Below are 16952 nucleotides of genomic sequence, written 5' to 3'. Positions count from 1 at the left end.
GTATTCAAATCAAATGGTCCGAGTCTAGCAACCACGAGAAATGGGAGGCGCGACGGTGCCGTCAGGCAAACCAGCGCATGACGACCGGCACCAGCCAGGGTGCGAGCAGCGCGGTCATGGCGCCGTTCAGGCCCATGGCCAGGCCGGCAAAAGCGCCCATCTCGGCGCCGCCCTGGAAGGCGCGCGCCGTGCCGATCCCGTGCGAGGCAAGGCCGAGCGCAAAGCCGCGCGCCGCCGGCGAAGCGATGCGCAGGCGGTCGAACAGCCAGGGACCGACGATGGCGCCGACGATGCCGGTGCCGATCACCAGCGCGGCGGTGAGCGCCGGAATGCCGCCAAGGCGCTCCGAGACCGCCATCGCGATCGGCGAGGTGGCCGACTTCGGGCCGAGGGTGGCGGCCAGTTCGGGCGTGGCGCCGAGCAGCAGCGCCACCGCCACGCTGGAGACGATGGCCGTGACGCAGCCCAGCAGCAATGCCGCCGCCAGCGGTACGAATGCGCGCCGCAGGCGCGGCAGCTGGCGTACCAGGGGCAACGCGAGGGCTACCGTGGCCGGGCCGAGCAGGAAGTGGACGAACTGGGCGCCGGCGAAATAACGCTGGTAGGACATGCCGGAGACCCACAGCACCAGCGCCACCAGCGCGATCGAGATGGCGACCGGGTTGGCCAGCGGCGCCCCTTTGAAGAAGCGCGTGATGCGGTGCGCCGCCAGGTAGGCGCACAGGGTCATGGTCAGGCCCAGCAGGGGCGAAGCGGACAGGTAGACCCAGAATCGGGTCAATTCGTGCAGCTCAAGCATCGCCGTCCTTTCTCCCCATGCCCTTGAGCAGCAGGCCGGTCACGGCCAGTGCCAGCAGGGTGCTGCCGGCGAGCGAAGCGAGGATCGCGAGCCAGTGGCCGCTGCCGCTGGCGGCGGTGGCCACGATGCCAACGCCGGCCGGCACGAACAGCAATGACAGGTGCGACAGCAGCGTATTGGCGGCCTCTTCGACCAGCTTTTCCAGGCGCGGCCAGGCAATCAGCGCCGCCATCAGGAGCAGCATGCCGGCGACCGGGCCGGGGATCGGAAGCTTCAGGAGGAAGACGATGCCTTCGCCGAGGCATTGGAACAGCAGGAGGATGGTGAAGGCGGCGAGCATGAGGCTTTGGGGGCAAAGCGCTCAGGATAGCAAATTGGTCATGGCGGTGTGCGCCGCGTGGCGTTCGTGGTGCGCTGGGGACTTGGGTCCCGGCCTGCGCCGGGACGACGTTGGTTGATCTTCGCAAGACCGCTAAGGCTCGATTTCAAAGACAGCCTGAAACCGTCGCCCCGGCGCAGGCCGAGGCCCAATTTGACTTTTGCCTGAACAGCCGAGACTTACGCCTCGACTCCCGCAATCGCCCCACGCTTCAACTGATCCCGCTCGATCGACTCGAACAGCGCCTTGAAGTTGCCCTCGCCGAAGCCGTCGTCGCCCTTGCGCTGGATGAATTCGAAGAACACCGGTCCCAGTTGCGCCACGCCGAAGATCTGCACCAGCAGGCGTGGACGGCCGTCGGTCACGCTACCGTCCAGCAGCAGGCCGCGTTTCTTCAATTCCTCGGCGTTTTCGCCGTGGCCCGGGATGCGCTCGTCCAGCATCTCGTAATAGGTTTCCGGCGGCGCAGTCATGAGCGGCACGCCGGCGGCGCGCAGGCCGTCGACGGTCTTGATCAGGTCATCGGTGAGCAGCGCGATGTGCTGGATGCCTTCGCCGTTGAACTGCATGAGGAATTCCTCGATCTGCCCGCCGCCGGCCTTGCCCTCTTCGTTCAGCGGGATGCGGATCTTGCCGTCCGGCGCGGTCATCGCCTTCGAGGTCAGGCCGGTGTACTCGCCCTTGATGTCGAAGTAGCGGATCTCGCGGAAGTTGAACAGCTTCTCGTAGAAGCCGGCCCAGAAGGCCATGCGGCCGCGGTAGACGTTGTGGGTCAGGTGGTCGATGATCTGCAGGCCGTGGCCCGGCGGGTTGCGGTCCACGCCCTCGATCCATTCGAAGTCGATGTCATAGATCGACTTGCCTTCTTCGAAGCGGTCGATCAGGTACAGCGGCGCGCCGCCGATGCCCTTGATGGCCGGCAGGCGCAACTCCATCGGACCGGTCGGGATCTCGATCGCCTGGGCGCCCAGTTCCAGCGCGCGTGCGTAGGCCTTGTGCGCATCCTTCACGCGGAAGGCCATGCCGCAGGCCGACGGGCCGTGCTCGGCGGCGAAATAGGCGGCGTAGCTCTTCGGTTCGTTGTTGATGATGAAGTTGATGCCGCCCTGGCGGTACAGGGCCACCTGCTTCGAGCGGTGCACCGCCACCTTGGTGAAGCCCAGCTTGCCGAACACGTCTTCCAGCAAGCCCGGAGTCGGCGACGCGAACTCGACGAACTCGAAGCCATTCAAGCCCATGGGATTATCAAACAGGTCTGCCATTTTTCTTCCTCTATGTCGTGGGTCAATCGGCCGCGCAGGTCTCCTCTGCGCGGCGCTCTAAATCTTGCACTATTCCGCAAATACTTCCGCCAGCAGGCCGCGCAGCCACTGGTTGCCCGGGTCCTGGTTGTAGCGCCGGTGCCAGAACACATTCGTCTGCAGCGGCGGCAGGTCCAGCGGTGGCGCGATCCATTCCAGGCCGAAGGGCAGCGCGGCCCGTTCGGCCAGTTTCTGCGGTACCGTGACCACCAGGTCGCTGCTACTCACCATATAAGGCACCGCGGTGAAATGCGGCACCCGGAAACGCACCTGCGGCCCGATCCCCGCGCGCGCCAGCAGCACGTTGATGCGCTCGTACGGGCTCTCGTGCGAGTCGACCAGCATGTGCTCGGCCTGCACGAAGCGCGCCAAGCTCACCTCGCCCCTGCCCAGCGGATGGCCCTTGCGAAACATCGTCACGTAGGGCTGGCGGAACAGCTGCCGTTGGTACAGCGCTTCCGAGATATCCTCGAAGGGCCCCACCGCCAGGTCCACCCGCCCGCCTTCCATTTCCTCCTTCAGTTCGAGCGCGCCGGCGCGCACCGAACTGATCTCGACCTGCGGCGCGACTACCCTGCAGCGCTCGATCAGCGCCGGCATGAAGTAGATCTCGCCCACGTCCGTCATCGCCAGCACGAAGCGGCGGTGGCTGGTGGCCGGATCGAAACGGCTGCGTTGGTTCAGCGCCAGCGCCACTTGGGCCATCGCCACCCCGATCGGCTCGGCCATCTGGCTTGCCAGCGGGGTCGGCTGCATGCCGCTGGCCGTGCGCACGAACAGCTCGTCACCGAATGCACGGCGCAGGCGCGCCAGCGCATTGCTCACCGCCGACTGGCTCAGCCCCAGCTTGCGCGCGGCCGAGGAAATCTGGCGCTCCCGGTAGACTTCCTGGAACACCGACAGCAGGTTCAGGTCGATGGTGTGCGGTTCGATCATGGCGTGGGCTGCATTGTCGGCCCGGCTCGGGCACAGGAACAGCAATATTTAGATGATGAATAGTCTACATTTTTCTATTCATCTCGTAAAACATGCTGAATTCTTCTACAGTGGCGGCGATCCCCACCCGTGTATACACACCAGGAGAAAGACGCATGAGTCCCAACGTTGACACCAGATCCGGCTACATGAGCGGACTCGGCAACGAGTTCGCCACCGAAGCCCTGCCGGGCGCCCTGCCGCAGCACCGCAACTCGCCGCAACGCGTGGCCTATGGCCTGTACGCCGAGCAGATCTCCGGCACCGCCTTCACGGCGCCGCGCAGCCACAACCGCCGCTCCTGGCTGTACCGGATCCGACCGGCCGCCGTGCACGGGACCTTCACCCCGCTCGACGCCGGGCGCATCGTCAGCCGCTTCGACACCCCGGCGCCGCCCAACCAGCTGCGCTGGAGTCCCCTGCCCATGCCGGACGCGCCGACCGACTTCATCGACGGCTGGGTCACCATGGCGGGCAACGGCTCGCCCGAGTCGATGCAAGGCTGCGCGATCCACCTGTACGCGGCCAACCGCGACATGGCGGGCCGCTACTTCTACAGCGCCGACGGCGAGCTGCTGGTGGTGCCGCAGCAGGGCCGCCTTGCCATCCACACCGAACTGGGCCTGGTGGAAGTCGAACCGCAGGAGATCGCGGTGATCCCGCGCGGCGTGCGCTTTGCCGTCACCCTGCCCGACGGCCAGGCGCGCGGCTACATCTGCGAGAACTTCGGCGCCCTGCTGCAGCTGCCCGACATGGGCCCGATCGGCTCGAACGGCCTGGCCAATCCGCGCGACTTCCTCACGCCGGTGGCGCGCTACGAGGATGTGGAAGGCGACTTCGAACTGGTGGCCAAGTTCTGCGGCGGCCTGTGGCGGGCCTCGATCGGCCATTCTCCGCTCGACGTGGTGGCCTGGCACGGCAACTACGCGCCGTATAAATACGACCTGCGCCACTTCAACACCATCGGCTCGATCAGCTACGACCACCCGGACCCGTCGATCTTCCTGGTGCTGCAGGCGCCCAGCGATACCCCGGGCGTGGACACGCTCGACTTCGTGATCTTCCCGCCGCGCTGGCTGGTCGGCGAAGACACCTTCCGCCCGCCCTGGTTCCACCGCAACGTCGCCAGCGAGTTCATGGGCCTGATCCACGGCGCCTACGACGCCAAGGCCGAGGGCTTCGTGCCGGGCGGCGCCAGCCTGCACAACTGCATGAGCGGGCACGGGCCGGACGCCGCCACCTTCGACAAGGCCAGCAGCGCCGACACCGGTAAACCCCACAAGGTGCAGGACACCATGGCCTTCATGTTCGAGACCCGCCATGTGATCGTGCCGACCCCGTACGCGCTGTCTTCGCCCCAGCTGCAGCCCGACTACCAGCAGTGCTGGGCCGGCATCGGGAAGCACTTCCGGACCACGCCCTAAGCTCGTCAAGAATGCCAGGCTGACAATTCGTGTGGCGCGGATAGGGGCCGGCATGCGATGATGCAGGGGCGCGCCGCCTTTGGCGCGTCCGGTCGCGGCCCGGATCGTCCGACGAAAGGCCCCGCGCCAGTGCTGACCGACATATTGATCATCTCCTTCCTCATCCTGATGAACGGAGTGTTCGCCATGAGCGAGTTGGCACTGGTCTCGGCCAAGCGCGTGCGCCTGGAACGGCGCGCAGAAGAAGGCAGCCGCGGGGCGCGCGCCGCCCTCGATCTGGCGGACGATCCCAGCCACTTCCTCTCGACCGTGCAGGTCGGGATCACCCTGATCGGTATTTTCAACGGTGCATTCGGCGAGGCCTCCCTGGTCAGCCACCTCACGCCTCATCTCGAACCGATGCCCGTGGTCGGCCCGTATGCGCGCGAAGTGGCGCTTGGCGTGGTCGTCATCTCGATCACCATCCTGTCGATCATTTTCGGCGAACTGGTCCCGAAGCGCATCGCCATGGCCTTCCCTGATGCGACGGCCACCCTGATCTCGCAGCCTCTGCGCCTGCTCTCGGTGCTGATGGCGCCCTTCGTCAAGTTCCTGTCGCTGAGCACCAATGCCATCGTGCGCGTAATCGGCATCCGCGAAGCCAAGGAAGAAGCGCCGACCGAGGAAGACATCACCGGCATGATCAAGGAAGGCGCCGACACCGGCGTCTTCGAAAAGACCGAATACGACATCGTGCAGCGCGCCCTGCGCCTGGACGACCAGCACCTGAAGTCCCTGATGACGCCGCGCGTCGACCTGGTGATCCTCGACCTCGAAGAAGACCGCCAGCACAACCTGGAAACCATCGCCGCCAATCCCTACAGCCGCTTCCCGGTCTGCCGCGGCGACCGCTCGCACATCCTCGGCTACGTGATGGCGCGCGACCTGTTCGCGCAGGCCGTGCGCAGCGGCGCCGCCAACAACATCGATATCGACGGGGCGGTGCAGGAGCTTCTGTATGTGCCGGAAACCGTGAGCGCGATGGCCCTGCTGGAGATGTTCAAGAAGAACCGCGCCGAGCTGGCCCTGATCGTCGACGAGTACGGCGACATCCAGGGCATGGTCACACTGAGCGACGTGATGAGCGCCCTGGTAGGCGACGTCACCGTAGCCGGCGAAGAGCACGACGTCGACGCCGTCCAGCGCCCGGACGGCAGCTGGCTGCTGGATGGCGGCGTCTCGCTCGACCGCTTCCGCGACCTGCTCGACACCAAGCTCACCTTCCCTGGCGAAGACGAAGGCGCCTACCACACGCTGGCCGGCTTCATGCTCTACCAGCTGGGCTACATCCCGAAACCGGCCGAGCTGGTTGACTGGGAAGGCTTCCGTTTCGAAGTCATGGACATGGACGGCAACCGCATCGACCGCGTTTTGGTGACGCGCTACGTGCCGGTGGAGTCCGAGCCGGACCGCGACTGATCCCGTCCACCCGATGGACGTCCTGAAGCTGGGCCCTGTCGTGCTGCCCACCGCCACCTTAGTGGCCCTGGGCGCGATCCTGCTGGCCACCCTGCTTGCCGACTGGTTCAAGCGCCGCCGCGGCCTGGACGCCGGCCGGCTGCTGTGGAAGATGCTGCTGGCCGGCTTCCTTGCCGCGCGTGCGGTCTTCGTGCTGCGCCACCATGAGCTGTTCGCGGTCCGTCCCTGGACCGCGCTCGATATCCGCGACGGCGGCCTGGACGCCATGGCCGGCCTGCTGGTGGCCTGCGTGGTGGGCGCAGAACTCACGCGCCGCCACCCGCCCCTGCGCCGCCCGCTGCTGGCATCCAGCCTGGCCGGCGTCGCGCTCTGGCTGGGCGGCACCCTGCTGCTGCAAACCTTCGCGCCGCCGCAGGCGCCCCTGCCCGAACTGAGCGTGCGCCGGCTGGACGGCAGCGAGCTGGCGCTGCGTTCCTACCAGGGCAAGCCGCTGGTGGTGAACCTGTGGGCCACCTGGTGCCCGCCGTGCCGGCGCGAGATGCCAGCGCTGGGAGCGATGCAGGCCAGCCGGAGCGACGTTGCTTTCGTGTTCGTGAACCAGGGCGAATCGGCGGCCAAGGTCCAGGGCTTCCTGACGGCGCAGGGACTGCGGCTGCAGAACGTGCTGGTCGATCCGGCGGGCCAGCTGGCCGCGCGCACCGGTTCCGTGGGCTATCCCACCACCCTGTTCTACGACGCGCGAGGCGTGCTGCGCTCCCGCCATGTGGGCGAGCTGTCGGAGGCCACGCTGGCCGACAAGCTGCAAGCCATCGCCCGCTAAAGCCGGTCTTCTCTCCGCCTGCTTCCCCCGCAAGCGATCCTGTGGTACAACACGCACCGCACCCAGGAGGCCCCATGCAAGTCAACCCGATCCAGCTGTTCGACGCCGAATCTTCGACCTATACCTATATCCTGTCGGCCCCGGATAGCCGCGACGCGGTGATCATCGACCCGGTCGACCGCCACTGGCAGCGCGACCTCGCCCACGTCGAGCGCCTCGGACTGACGCTCACCCACGTACTGGAAACCCACGCCCACGCCGACCATGTCACCTCGGCCGGCAAGCTGCGCGCGCTGACCGGGGCCAAGGCCTGCGTGCCGAGCGGCTGCGGCATTCCGTCGGCGGAAGTGCAGCTGCAGGACGGCGACGTGATCGGCTTCGGCCTGCGCGAGCACATCGCCGTCATCCACACGCCCGGCCACACCGCCGGCAGCATGTGCTACCTGTGGCGCGGCAACCTGTTCACCGGCGACACCCTGCTGGTCGACGGCTGCGGGCGCACCGATTTCCAGGGCGGCAGCGCAGACGCCCTCTACGACAGCGTCACCCGCAAGCTGTTTACGCTGGATGACGCCACCCGGGTCTGGCCCGGCCATGACTACAAGGGCCAGTCGGTGTCGACCATCGGCTGGGAAAAGTCCCACAACGCGCGCCTGGCGAACCGTTCGCGTGCAGACTTCGTGGCCCTGATGGGCGCGCTGAACCTGCCGCGCCCGAAACTGATGGATGTGGCGGTGCCGGCCAACCGCCAGCTGGGGCTCATGCACAGCGTTTGAGCAACACCTCTAGCGCGCTCGGTGACAGCGCGGCCAAGTTCCGGTATCATGTTTCATTCAGACAATAAATAGTGCGCACATGCAACAATGGCTGCGTACCCGGGCAGCTGCATGAAACAGTTCTATGATATCGCCGACTGGCGACGCCGGATTTTCTCGACCCTGACGACGACCTCGCTCGTCCTCGGCACGCTCACGGCCATTCCCAGCGCGTTGTTCGCGATGGCCGACGGCCTCTGGGCGGTCGCCGTCCTCGACGTGGTGGCGCTGGCCTGGATCTTTGCGATCTGGCGCTTCGAACAAATTTCCTACACCGCAAGGGTGCTGAACTTCCTCGGTGTGATCTTCGTCGTCGGCGTCGGCTTGATGCTCACGGTCGGCTCGGTCAGCCAGATCTACCTGATCGGCCCGCCCGTGATGGCGGTGATCCTGCTCGGCACCCGCCAGGCGCTGGCAATCCTGTTCCTGACCGCGCTGACCATCCTCGGCCTCGGCCTCTCCGGCTACGCCCGGCTGGTCGTGATCGGCCTGGACAACCGCGAGGTCATCGCGTCGATCGCCGTCACCATCAATTACCTGTGCGTGGGCGCCGTCATCACCATCACCTGCGGCACCCTGCTCAAGGGCCTCACCCGCACGCTCGGCGAAGTCCAGGGCTTTGCCGAGTCGCTGGAAGCCAAGCAGGACAAGCTGCACGAGCTCAACGCCGAGCTGCGTCTGACCTCGGCCGCGGTATCGCGCCTGAACGACATGGTCCTGATCGCGCGCGCGGTCGACGCTCCCGGCGCCCAGCAGCCGATCATCTTTGCCAACGACGCCTTCGAGCGCCGCACCGGCTACGCGCGCGAGGAAATCATCGGCAACAGCATGCGCCTGCTGCACGGCCCCGACACCGACCCCGACGAAGTCGCGCGCATCCTGCGCGCGGTGGCCCGCAACGAGCCGGTGTCGGCCGAGCTGGTGAACTACACCAAGGCCGGCGACCCGTTCTGGGTCGAGATGGAGATGGTGCCTTTCGCCAGCGAGGGCGGGCGCAATACGCACTGGGTGGTGGTGGGACGCGACATCACCGAGCGCCGCAACTCGGCCAAGGCGATCCACCACCTGGCCTTTTACGACGTGCTGACCGGCCTACCCAACCGCCGCCTGCTCACCGAGCGCCTCGACGCCATGGTCGCCAGCCGCAACGTCGGCGGCAGCCTGGGCGCCCTGCTGTTCATCGACCTCGACAACTTCAAATACGTCAACGACGCGCGCGGCCATGCCACGGGCGACGCCCTGCTGCGCCACGTGGCCGAACGCCTGGTGTCGGTGGTGCGCTCGCGCGACACCGTGGCGCGCCTGGGCGGCGACGAATTCGTCATCCTGCTGCAGGACCTCGGATTCGACACCGAGACCGCCACCGCCAGCGCGATGAAGGTCGCGCACAAGGTGCTGGCCGCGGTCAGCGAGGAAGTCACGATCGGCGAGCACGTCTACCGCTCCTCGGGCAGCATCGGCGTGGCCCTGCCGCTGCGGCCGAGCCACAGCAGCCACGACCTGCTGCGCGAAGCCGACACCGCCATGTACGAGGCCAAGGGAGCCGGACGCAACGGCGTGGCGCTGTTCGAGACCACCATGCTGGCCGACGCCGAGCACAAGCTGACGCTGGAACGCGACCTCGGGATGGCGCTCGAGAACGGCGAGCTGGCCATGCACCTGCAGCTGCAGGTCGACCACGAGCAGCGGCCGGTGGGCGCCGAGCTGCTGATGCGCTGGCGCCGTGCGGACGGCATGCTGGTGCCGCCCGACGTGTTCATCCCGATCGCCGAATCGACCGGCCTGATCGTCCCGCTGGGGAACTGGGTGCTGCGCCAGGCATGCGAGGCCTGGCTGAGCCTGGCCGCAAGCGGCCACCCGCTGCCGTTGTCGATCAACGTCAGCCCAGCGCAGTTCCGCCAGCCGGACTTCGTCGATCAGGTGCGCGCCGTCCTCCTGGACACCGGCGCGCCGGCCAGCGAGTTGATCTTCGAAGTCACCGAGGGCCTCCTGGTGTCGGAACTGGACCAGACCATCGCCCGCATGCATGAGCTCGCGAGCCTGGGCATCCGTTTCTCGGTGGACGACTTCGGCACCGGCTACTCGAACCTGGCCTACCTGAAGAAGATGCCGCTGTACGAACTCAAAATCGACAAGAGCTTCATCCGCGACACCCCCAACGACGTCAACGGCACCGCGATCGTGCAGTCGATCCTGGCAATGGCCGACCACCTCGGCCTGCGCGTGGTGGCCGAGGGCATCGAGACCGCGCAGCAGGCCGATTACCTGGCCCGCCATGGCAGCCCCTGCATGCAGGGCTACCTGTTCTCGCGTCCGGCTCCGCTCGACGAGGTGCTGGCCGAACTGGCCAATCCCGAAGGGCGCGCCGCCGCGTGATACGATGCAGCGCATGGCGCACCAGAGCATCCTCGAGATTCCAACCAAGGGCCGCGGCACCCGCGACATCACGGACGCCGTGGCCGCCGTGGTGGGCGCCGCCGGCGTCGATTGCGGCCTGGCCCACGTCTTCGTGCAGCACACCAGCTGCTCGCTCCTGATTACCGAAAACGCCGACCACGACGTGCGGCGCGACCTCGAGACGGTGCTGGCGCGCCTGGCCCCGGACGGCGACCCGGCTTACCGCCACGACGCCGAAGGGCCGGACGACATGGCGGCCCACGTGCGCAACATGCTCACCGGTTCCGGCCTGTCGGTGCCGGTCGGCGGCGGCCGCCTGCTGCTCGGCACCTGGCAAGGCATCTACCTGTACGAGCACCGCAGCCACCCGCACCGTCGGAAGGTCGTCGTCACCGTGCTTTAAGCGGGTTCCGCCTGCGCCATATGCTCGGCCATGAGCGCATTGTCGCGCTCCCCCACCCGCTTGACCGCCGGCCGCGCGCCGATGCGGGCGACGTAGTCGACCAGCGCCGGCAGGCGCGGCACGCCGGCGTAGGCCATGCTCCAGTCGAGCGCCGTGCCCCACAGGATGTCGGCGGCGGAGATCGTGTCGCCGAGCAGCCAGGGCCCGCGCTGCAGTTGGGCCTCGAGGACGCCCAGCATGGTGTCGAAGTCGCCGTAGGGCGAGCTCATATAGGGGCCCGGATCGCGTCCCAGCGAGCGGTCCGCCAGCGCCGGCTCGAAGCAGGCCGCGTAATAGACCAGCCAGCGCAGGTAGGCGCCCCGTAGCGGGTCCTCCAGCACCGGCGCCAGGCCCGCCTGCGGAAAGCGGTCGGCCAGGTGGATGAAGATGGCGACCTGCTCGGTCACGACGGTGTCGCCGTCCACGATGGCCGGCACCTTGCCCAGCGGGTTGACGGCCAGGTAGGCCGGCAGGCGCTGTTCGCCCGCCTTCATGTTCAGGACCCGCAGTTCATAGGGGGCGCCCAGCTCTTCCAGCAGGGCGAGCGTGGCCGAGGCCCGGGTGTGCGGCGAGTGGTAGAAAGTGATGCTGCGCTGTGTGCTCATGCTGTGTCCTCGATTGGTTGGTGGTGTGGGTTGGCCGATCCGCGGTCGACGAACAGCATGGTAAAGAGGTCAAGCTGACATCTTTTGTCAGGTATGGATTAAACTCGCCACATGCGCGCCAGCCGACTCCTTTCCATCCTCACCACGCTGCAGGCGCGCGGCCAGGCTTCCGCGCGCGCCCTGGCCGAAGACTGCGGGGTATCGCTGCGCACCATCTACCGCGACGTCGAGGCACTGAGCGGCGCCGGCATTCCGATCTACAGCGAACGCGGCAACCAGGGCGGCTACCGCCTGCTGGACGGCTACCGCACCCGCCTGAACGGCATGTCGGCGCAGGAGGCCGAATCCCTGTTCCTCGGCGGCCTGTCCGGCCAGGCGGCCGAGCTCGGGCTGGATGGGGTCTGCGCCAGCGCGCGCGACAAGCTGCTGGCGGCGTTGCCCGCCGAGGTCCGCACCGGCGCCGGACGCCTGCGTTTCTACCTGGATGCGCCGGGCTGGTTCGAAGCCAGCGAGCGGCCGGACTGCCTGCCCCGACTGGCGCGCGCCGTCTGGGACGAACGGCCGGTCCGCGTCGTCTACCGTAGCTGGAGCGCCGAGAAGGAACGGGTGCTGGAACCGCTCGGCATCGTGCTCAAGGGCGCCGCCTGGTACCTGGTCGCCCGGACGGGCGGCAGTGTGCGCACCTACCGCGTGTCGCGCATCCGCGAGCTCGAGCTGCTCGACGGCCAGGTCGAACACGCCGCCGGCTTCGACCTGCAGGCCTGGTGGCTCGAGAGCGCGCGCCGCTTCGAGCAGGAGCAGCACCCGGAGCAAGCTATGCTGCGGCTCTCGCCCTGGGGCTTCAAGATGATGGAAGCCTTCCTGCCGCCCTATGCCGTGGCGCACGCCGCGATCGCCGAACCCGGGCCGGACGGCTGGCGCAGCGTCACCCTCCCCGTCGGCCCGCTGTGCCACGCCCCGTTCGACCTGCTGCGTTTCGGCGCCGAGCTCGAGGTGATCGGGCCGGGCTCCCTGCGCGCGGAGATGGCGCGCATCGCGGCGCAGCTGGCGAAGACCTACACCCTACCCGCCTAGCATGTTCCCCCCCGCGGTGGGGGCGGACGCGCGCCCGCCGTTTGCCTATACTGCCCACAGGTCGTCACGCTGCACCTGCGCGGCGCAGCGAAAACGGCCCCGAAATTCTGCATTTCCCGCATTGGCGAAGTAGACAAGGAACCGACCCGCCCATGGATTTCCTCGACGATCTGCTGGAGGAGCGCAAGGCGCGCCTCAGCCAGTCCGTGCTGTGCACCTACATGGCTGACGCCAGGGTCGAGCCCCACCAGCGGCTCTCCTTTATCCCGGCAATGATCTTCTTCACCATGGGCTTCCAGGACATCCTGTCGGCGCTGCGCGACAACAGCGACAAGTCGGCCCTGCAGCTGAGCGTGCACCGCCACTGCGACGAAGACGCCTTCCACTGGCAGTGGTACCTGGACGACCTGACGGTGATCGAGCACGGGCGCCGCCTGTTGCGCCTGCCGGCCGCCCAGGCCCTCAGCGACGTCTGGTCGCCCGTCAACCACGCCACCCGCGAAACCGTCTACCACGCGATCCACCTGGCCAAGACCTGGCAGACCCCGTTCTACCGCATGGTGATCCTGCGCGCCCTCGAATCCACGTTCGCCTGCTTCAACGAGCCCATGTACCGGCTGGTCGAGGAACTCGGCATGGCCGAACACCTGCACTACTTCGGCCGGCTGCACCAGCAGGCCGAGGCCAGTCACGCTTCGACCCAACTCGCGCTCCCGGCTCCCGTCTACAAGGCCACCGAAGACGAGCACACCACCGCCAGCTTCCTGGTGAACCAGGTGTTCGACGCCTTCAAGCGCATGTTCGACTGCTGGTATGCGGTCGGCCTGACCGGCCGGGTGCTGCGGCCGGCGGCCTGACTAGCGCAGATACGGCGCCAGATTGGCGGTGATCTGTGCGAACTCCGCCTGGGTCAGGGGCAGGCGCCGGAAGGCCTCCCAGGCCTGTGCCTGTTTTGTGGGCGTGTCGGAGCCGTACAGCAGCCGCGCCATGCCGATCTGCCGCATCCGCTTGACCAGCAGCGCCGTCGTGTCGGGCGAATTCTCGCCGTCGGCGTTGCTGGCGATATCGAACCACAGGTTCTTGGTGGCGGGATGCCCACGCTCGACAGCTTCGGCGAACACGGCGATCGCCTCCTGCGCCGGCGGATCCTCGAAGCCCGGCCCGGTCCCTGCGAGGTGCGCGATCTGCACCGGCACATCGGGTGCAAGCGGCAGCAGCTGGTCGAGGAAGACCCGCGCCTGGACGGCGCCGTAAGGCCGCTTCTTGCTGATGCTCGCGCGGAGGTGCACCACGATGGCCATCCTGGCACGATTGGCGGCCTTGAAGAATTCGCCCAGGCGGGCGACGTGGGCCGGGTCGTCGAACTGGATGTCGCTATTACCGATGTGCATCTTGACGCCACGGCGCAGTTCCGGATGCGCTGCGCAACGGGCCAGCTCTTTCAAGGCATACTCGCGCATCGGATTGATCCCGCAAAACGCCACCAGGCGGTCCGGATACTGCGCGGCCTGCTGTGCGGTCCAGTCGTTTTCCGCCCGGACGAGCTCGTACTCGTCGGGAAGATTGCGGTCAGGCCGGCCGAACATGTAGGCGGTCGACAGCACGGTGGCGCGCCGGATCCCGAGCTGATCCAGGTTGGCAACCAGCGCGGCGGCGGGCACCTCCTTGATGGCCGGCGAATTGATCAGGGCCACGATCCGCGGGCTGAACAGATGCTGGTGGTGATCCGCGCCGGGCACTGGCACGGTGGCGGGCGCCTTGCCGGAGGCGCTATCGGCGGGCGCCGCATCTACCGGCGGCGCGAACGCCAGCAGGGACATCGCGAGCAAGGGAGCGATCATTTTGTTCATCATCATGCCAATCCTTCGTTGTCGGGCGTGCGGTGCACGCCCCATGACAGGCAGCTTAGCGAAAGCGGCCCTGTCAAGGCTCGGCTTTCCGATGGAATGCACTATTCGCCGGACGAACGGCCTGCGGCTTGGCGTAGCCGGAAAGGTCAAGCGCTTTCCAGCCCGGCTGGTGTTGGCCATTCCTGGCCACGTCCAGGCCGAATTTTGTCGTGCTATACTCGCCGCACCTATGCTCCGCACACTCAAGACATTGATAGTCTGGCTACTGCTGGCCGTGCTTCCGCTCCAGGCGGTGGCGGCAGGCCGTCTGTCGTGCGCACCCGTGTCGCAGGAGTCGAACCAGCTCGCGCACCATGCCGCCCCGGCGCAGCATGAGGCCATGATGGATGCGCACGCCCATCACGGAAGCGAGCATGCATCCTCGGACGACGCATCCGCGGACGGTGACGGCGACAAGAAGCCGCATTCCACCTGCAGCGCCTGCTCCGCGTTCTGCCTTGGCGCCTGCGCCCCACCCTCCACCCAGCTTTCCGTCCCGGCTTTCGATGGCTCCGATGCGGTCGCCCTTGCGCCCGCGGCCTTTGCCGTCGGCTTCATCCAGGACGGCCCCCAACGCCCTCCCAGGCAGCAATCCCTCTGAATCCGGCGAGAGCTGAAGCGGCCACCCCTGCGGCGCCGGGCTCCCGCGTACACGCGTGCCGCTGCACGCCCTGTCACCGATCCGAGGATTGACCATGATTTCCAAGCTCCGGGCTGCCGCTATCGGCGCCCTGCTGGCCGTGCCGGTGTGCGCCCAGGCCCAGCCCACCCGTGCGCCGGCCGATCCGGCCGACCCCAAGGCACCCGTGCCGCCGCTCGTCTATGTGCCGCTCGCCACCGTCCCCTCGCAGATGCCGCAGGCGGACGACGCCACTCCCGACAAGGCCTGGCGCGCCGCCAACGCGGCCGTCGGCGCCCATGAGGCGCATGCAGGACATGGCGCCGCACCAGACAAGCCCGCCAACCCGCCCGCGCAGCCGGCCAAGCCTGCGCCTGTGGACCACAGCAAACATCATTGAGTCCAAACCCATGATGACAACACCCTTGCCCAAGCCAGCGCTGCGCGCCGTCGCGGCGGGCGCCATGCTGCTCCTGCTGGGCGGCTGCGCAAGCTTTTCCCGCGACGGCGGCATGGACGCCGTGTCCGACCTGACCGCACAGCGCACCGGCCAGGACCTTCGCCTGCCGAAGGCCAACGCCGACAACACCGCCGCAGAGGCGGCACTCAATCAGCTCCTCAAGGAGCCGCTCACAGCCGACAGCGCCGTCCGCGTCGCCCTGCTCAACAACCGCAGCCTGCGCGCCTCGCTGGCCGAACTCGGCGTGGCCGAGGCCGACCTGGTGCAGGCCGGCCGCATGGCCAATCCTGGCTTCAGCTTCAGCCGCATGTCCGGTGGCGGCGAGACCGAGATCGAGCGCAGCCTCATGTTCGACCTGGTGGGCCTCTTGACCATGCCGATCCGCCGCGACATCGAGTCGCGCCGTTTCGAGAGCGCCAAACTGGCCGCGGCGAATGAGGCGGTCCGGCTGGCTGCGGACACCCGCAAGGCCTGGTTCAGGGCCGTCGCGGCCGCCCAATCCGCCCAGTACGCCGGGCAGGTGCGCGAGGCGGCCGAAGCGAGCGCCGAGCTTGCGCAGCGCATGGCGAAAGTCGGTCACTTGAGCAGCCTCGACCAGGCGCGCGAACAGGCCTTTTCCGTCGAAGCCGCAGCCCAGCTGGCGCGCGCCCGCCACAACGCCACCGCTGCGCGCGAGCAACTGGCCAGGCTGATGGGCGTCTGGGGCGAGCACACCGCCTTCCGCCTGCCCGAGCGGCTGCCGGAGCTGCCGGCCACCGTGCGCGAGCCAGGCAATATCGAGTCGCTCGCCATGCAGCAGCGCCTCGACGTGCGCCTGGCAAAGCACGACACCGAGTCGACAGCGCGCGCCCTGGGCCTGACCCGCGCCACCGGAGTGATCAACGTGCTGGAAGCCGGCTACGCCAACACCAGCAAGTCCGGCGCGCCGCGTGAAAACGGCTACGAGATCGAGCTCGCGCTGCCGCTCTTCGACTGGGGCGGCGCGAAAGTAGCGAAGGCCGAGATGCTGTACATGGGGGCGGTCCACCGCACCGCCGCCACCGCCGTCAACGCCCGCTCGCAGGTGCGCGAAGCCTATTCGGCCTACCGCAGCAGCTACGACGTGGCCAGGCAGTACCGCGACGAGCTGGTCCCGCTGCGCAAGAAGATCTCGGAAGAGACCCTGCTGCGCTACAACGGCATGCTGATGAGCGTATTCGAGCTGCTGGCCGACGCCCGCGCCCAGATCGCCGGCGTGAATGCGGCGATCGAGGCCCAGCGCGACTTCTGGATCGCCGAAAGCGAGCTGCAGGCCGCGATCAGCGGCAGCGGCGGCGCGTCGATCTCCATGGTTTCCACCCCGGCGGCTGGCGAAGCCGGCGCGGGACACTGAACAAGGAATGCGTCAACAATGAGTTCCCGTCGAGATTTCTTTACCGGCGCAGCCGCCCTGGTCGGCGCCGGCCTGGTGAGCCGCGCCGGCGCGGCCACGCTGCCGGAAGCCCCTGTCATGAAC

At 67.7% G+C, this 16952-nt stretch carries 17 protein-coding genes; 11 read left to right on the top strand and 6 right to left on the bottom strand.

Annotated elements, in window-relative coordinates:
• Positions 1 to 61: 61 nt before the first annotated feature.
• The 4 genes from LK539_RS23660 to LK539_RS23645 form a co-directional block, all read right to left on the bottom strand.
• On the bottom strand, positions 62 to 799 hold the full coding sequence (locus LK539_RS23660; protein ID WP_227803526.1) for an LrgB family protein: 738 nt from the start codon (positions 797 to 799) through the stop codon (positions 62 to 64).
• Positions 792 to 1139 carry a CidA/LrgA family protein gene (locus tag LK539_RS23655; RefSeq protein ID WP_227803525.1) on the bottom strand — a complete coding sequence of 116 codons (348 nt, stop codon included), beginning with the start codon at positions 1137 to 1139 and terminating at the stop codon, positions 792 to 794. Before LK539_RS23655 ends, LK539_RS23660 begins: the two co-directional genes overlap by 8 nt.
• Positions 1140 to 1357: 218 nt before the next feature.
• Positions 1358 to 2440 carry a 4-hydroxyphenylpyruvate dioxygenase gene (hppD, locus tag LK539_RS23650; protein ID WP_227803524.1) on the bottom strand — a complete coding sequence of 361 codons (1083 nt, stop codon included), beginning with the start codon at positions 2438 to 2440 and terminating at the stop codon, positions 1358 to 1360.
• A gap of 69 nt (positions 2441 to 2509) precedes the next feature.
• Complete coding sequence (locus LK539_RS23645) at positions 2510 to 3415, bottom strand: LysR family transcriptional regulator (protein ID WP_227803523.1); 906 nt, start codon at positions 3413 to 3415, stop codon at positions 2510 to 2512.
• 155 nt (positions 3416 to 3570) lie between these two features.
• Between LK539_RS23645 and hmgA the strand changes: the two genes are divergently transcribed.
• The 6 genes from hmgA (at position 3571) to LK539_RS23615 (ending at position 10771) form a co-directional block, all read left to right on the top strand.
• Positions 3571 to 4878 (top strand): homogentisate 1,2-dioxygenase, encoded by a 1308-nt coding sequence (gene hmgA, locus LK539_RS23640; RefSeq protein ID WP_227803522.1) that lies wholly within the window; start codon positions 3571 to 3573, stop codon positions 4876 to 4878.
• Positions 4879 to 5007: 129 nt separating this feature from the next.
• On the top strand, positions 5008 to 6336 hold the full coding sequence (locus LK539_RS23635; RefSeq protein WP_373889592.1) for a hemolysin family protein: 1329 nt from the start codon (positions 5008 to 5010) through the stop codon (positions 6334 to 6336).
• Positions 6337 to 6349: 13 nt separating this feature from the next.
• Positions 6350 to 7156 (top strand): TlpA disulfide reductase family protein, encoded by an 807-nt coding sequence (locus tag LK539_RS23630; protein WP_227803521.1) that lies wholly within the window; start codon positions 6350 to 6352, stop codon positions 7154 to 7156.
• A 74-nt stretch (positions 7157 to 7230) separates the two neighbouring features.
• Positions 7231 to 7932: an MBL fold metallo-hydrolase gene (locus LK539_RS23625; RefSeq protein ID WP_227803520.1), complete on the top strand. Its 702-nt coding sequence runs from the start codon at positions 7231 to 7233 to the stop codon at positions 7930 to 7932.
• A 111-nt stretch (positions 7933 to 8043) separates the two neighbouring features.
• Complete coding sequence (locus tag LK539_RS23620) at positions 8044 to 10347, top strand: bifunctional diguanylate cyclase/phosphodiesterase (protein ID WP_227803519.1); 2304 nt, start codon at positions 8044 to 8046, stop codon at positions 10345 to 10347.
• A gap of 13 nt (positions 10348 to 10360) precedes the next feature.
• Positions 10361 to 10771 (top strand): secondary thiamine-phosphate synthase enzyme YjbQ, encoded by a 411-nt coding sequence (locus LK539_RS23615; RefSeq protein ID WP_227803518.1) that lies wholly within the window; start codon positions 10361 to 10363, stop codon positions 10769 to 10771.
• Here LK539_RS23615 and LK539_RS23610 read toward each other — a convergent pair.
• A complete protein-coding gene (locus tag LK539_RS23610; protein ID WP_227803517.1) occupies positions 10768 to 11415 on the bottom strand; it encodes a glutathione S-transferase family protein in 648 nt (215 codons plus the stop codon). The two genes, LK539_RS23615 and LK539_RS23610, sit on opposite strands and share 4 nt — an antisense overlap.
• A gap of 111 nt (positions 11416 to 11526) precedes the next feature.
• On the opposite strand from LK539_RS23610, the gene LK539_RS23605 reads away from it, so the two are divergent.
• Together LK539_RS23605 and LK539_RS23600 are read left to right on the top strand one after the other, a co-directional pair.
• Positions 11527 to 12489, top strand: a complete 963-nt coding sequence (locus LK539_RS23605; RefSeq protein WP_227803516.1) for a YafY family protein — start codon at positions 11527 to 11529, stop codon at positions 12487 to 12489.
• A gap of 152 nt (positions 12490 to 12641) precedes the next feature.
• The gene (locus LK539_RS23600) at positions 12642 to 13346 is read left to right on the top strand and encodes a hypothetical protein (RefSeq protein WP_227803515.1); all 705 of its coding nucleotides are present in this window, start codon (positions 12642 to 12644) and stop codon (positions 13344 to 13346) included.
• On the opposite strand, the gene LK539_RS23595 is transcribed toward LK539_RS23600, so the two are convergent.
• Positions 13347 to 14345 (bottom strand): amidohydrolase family protein, encoded by a 999-nt coding sequence (locus tag LK539_RS23595; protein ID WP_227803514.1) that lies wholly within the window; start codon positions 14343 to 14345, stop codon positions 13347 to 13349.
• A gap of 37 nt (positions 14346 to 14382) precedes the next feature.
• Between LK539_RS23595 and LK539_RS23590 the strand changes: the two genes are divergently transcribed.
• From LK539_RS23590 to LK539_RS23580, 3 genes are all read left to right on the top strand, one after another.
• Positions 14383 to 14979, top strand: coding sequence for a hypothetical protein (locus LK539_RS23590; protein WP_227803513.1), 597 nt, complete (start codon positions 14383 to 14385; stop codon positions 14977 to 14979).
• A gap of 94 nt (positions 14980 to 15073) precedes the next feature.
• Positions 15074 to 15397 (top strand): hypothetical protein, encoded by a 324-nt coding sequence (locus LK539_RS23585; RefSeq protein ID WP_227803512.1) that lies wholly within the window; start codon positions 15074 to 15076, stop codon positions 15395 to 15397.
• Between the two features lie 10 nt (positions 15398 to 15407).
• On the top strand, positions 15408 to 16829 hold the full coding sequence (locus LK539_RS23580; RefSeq protein ID WP_373889591.1) for a TolC family protein: 1422 nt from the start codon (positions 15408 to 15410) through the stop codon (positions 16827 to 16829).
• Positions 16830 to 16952 lie beyond the last annotated feature (123 nt).

Origin of the sequence: Massilia sp. IC2-476, assembly GCF_020707295.1 — a bacterium.
In the GTDB taxonomy this organism is placed as follows: Bacteria; Pseudomonadota; Gammaproteobacteria; order Burkholderiales; family Burkholderiaceae_D; genus Telluria.
The sequence above is the reverse complement of the archived record's forward strand: the minus strand, read 5'-3'. Positions and strand labels throughout refer to the sequence as shown.

What these genes read in the sequence shown, in the direction of transcription:
- LK539_RS23660 (WP_227803526.1), bottom strand. Translation starts at nt 799, where the DNA reads ATGCTTGAGCTGCACGAATTGACCCGATTCTGGGTCTACCTGTCCGCT.
- LK539_RS23655 (WP_227803525.1), bottom strand. Translation starts at nt 1,139, where the DNA reads ATGCTCGCCGCCTTCACCATCCTCCTGCTGTTCCAATGCCTCGGCGAA.
- hppD (WP_227803524.1), bottom strand. Translation starts at nt 2,440, where the DNA reads ATGGCAGACCTGTTTGATAATCCCATGGGCTTGAATGGCTTCGAGTTC.
- LK539_RS23645 (WP_227803523.1), bottom strand. Translation starts at nt 3,415, where the DNA reads ATGATCGAACCGCACACCATCGACCTGAACCTGCTGTCGGTGTTCCAG.
- hmgA (WP_227803522.1), top strand. Translation starts at nt 3,571, where the DNA reads ATGAGTCCCAACGTTGACACCAGATCCGGCTACATGAGCGGACTCGGC.
- LK539_RS23630 (WP_227803521.1), top strand. Translation starts at nt 6,350, where the DNA reads ATGGACGTCCTGAAGCTGGGCCCTGTCGTGCTGCCCACCGCCACCTTA.
- LK539_RS23625 (WP_227803520.1), top strand. Translation starts at nt 7,231, where the DNA reads ATGCAAGTCAACCCGATCCAGCTGTTCGACGCCGAATCTTCGACCTAT.
- LK539_RS23620 (WP_227803519.1), top strand. Translation starts at nt 8,044, where the DNA reads ATGAAACAGTTCTATGATATCGCCGACTGGCGACGCCGGATTTTCTCG.
- LK539_RS23615 (WP_227803518.1), top strand. Translation starts at nt 10,361, where the DNA reads ATGGCGCACCAGAGCATCCTCGAGATTCCAACCAAGGGCCGCGGCACC.
- LK539_RS23610 (WP_227803517.1), bottom strand. Translation starts at nt 11,415, where the DNA reads ATGAGCACACAGCGCAGCATCACTTTCTACCACTCGCCGCACACCCGG.
- LK539_RS23605 (WP_227803516.1), top strand. Translation starts at nt 11,527, where the DNA reads ATGCGCGCCAGCCGACTCCTTTCCATCCTCACCACGCTGCAGGCGCGC.
- LK539_RS23600 (WP_227803515.1), top strand. Translation starts at nt 12,642, where the DNA reads ATGGATTTCCTCGACGATCTGCTGGAGGAGCGCAAGGCGCGCCTCAGC.
- LK539_RS23595 (WP_227803514.1), bottom strand. Translation starts at nt 14,345, where the DNA reads ATGATGATGAACAAAATGATCGCTCCCTTGCTCGCGATGTCCCTGCTG.
- LK539_RS23590 (WP_227803513.1), top strand. Translation starts at nt 14,383, where the DNA reads ATGACAGGCAGCTTAGCGAAAGCGGCCCTGTCAAGGCTCGGCTTTCCG.
- LK539_RS23585 (WP_227803512.1), top strand. Translation starts at nt 15,074, where the DNA reads ATGATTTCCAAGCTCCGGGCTGCCGCTATCGGCGCCCTGCTGGCCGTG.
- LK539_RS23580 (WP_373889591.1), top strand. Translation starts at nt 15,408, where the DNA reads ATGATGACAACACCCTTGCCCAAGCCAGCGCTGCGCGCCGTCGCGGCG.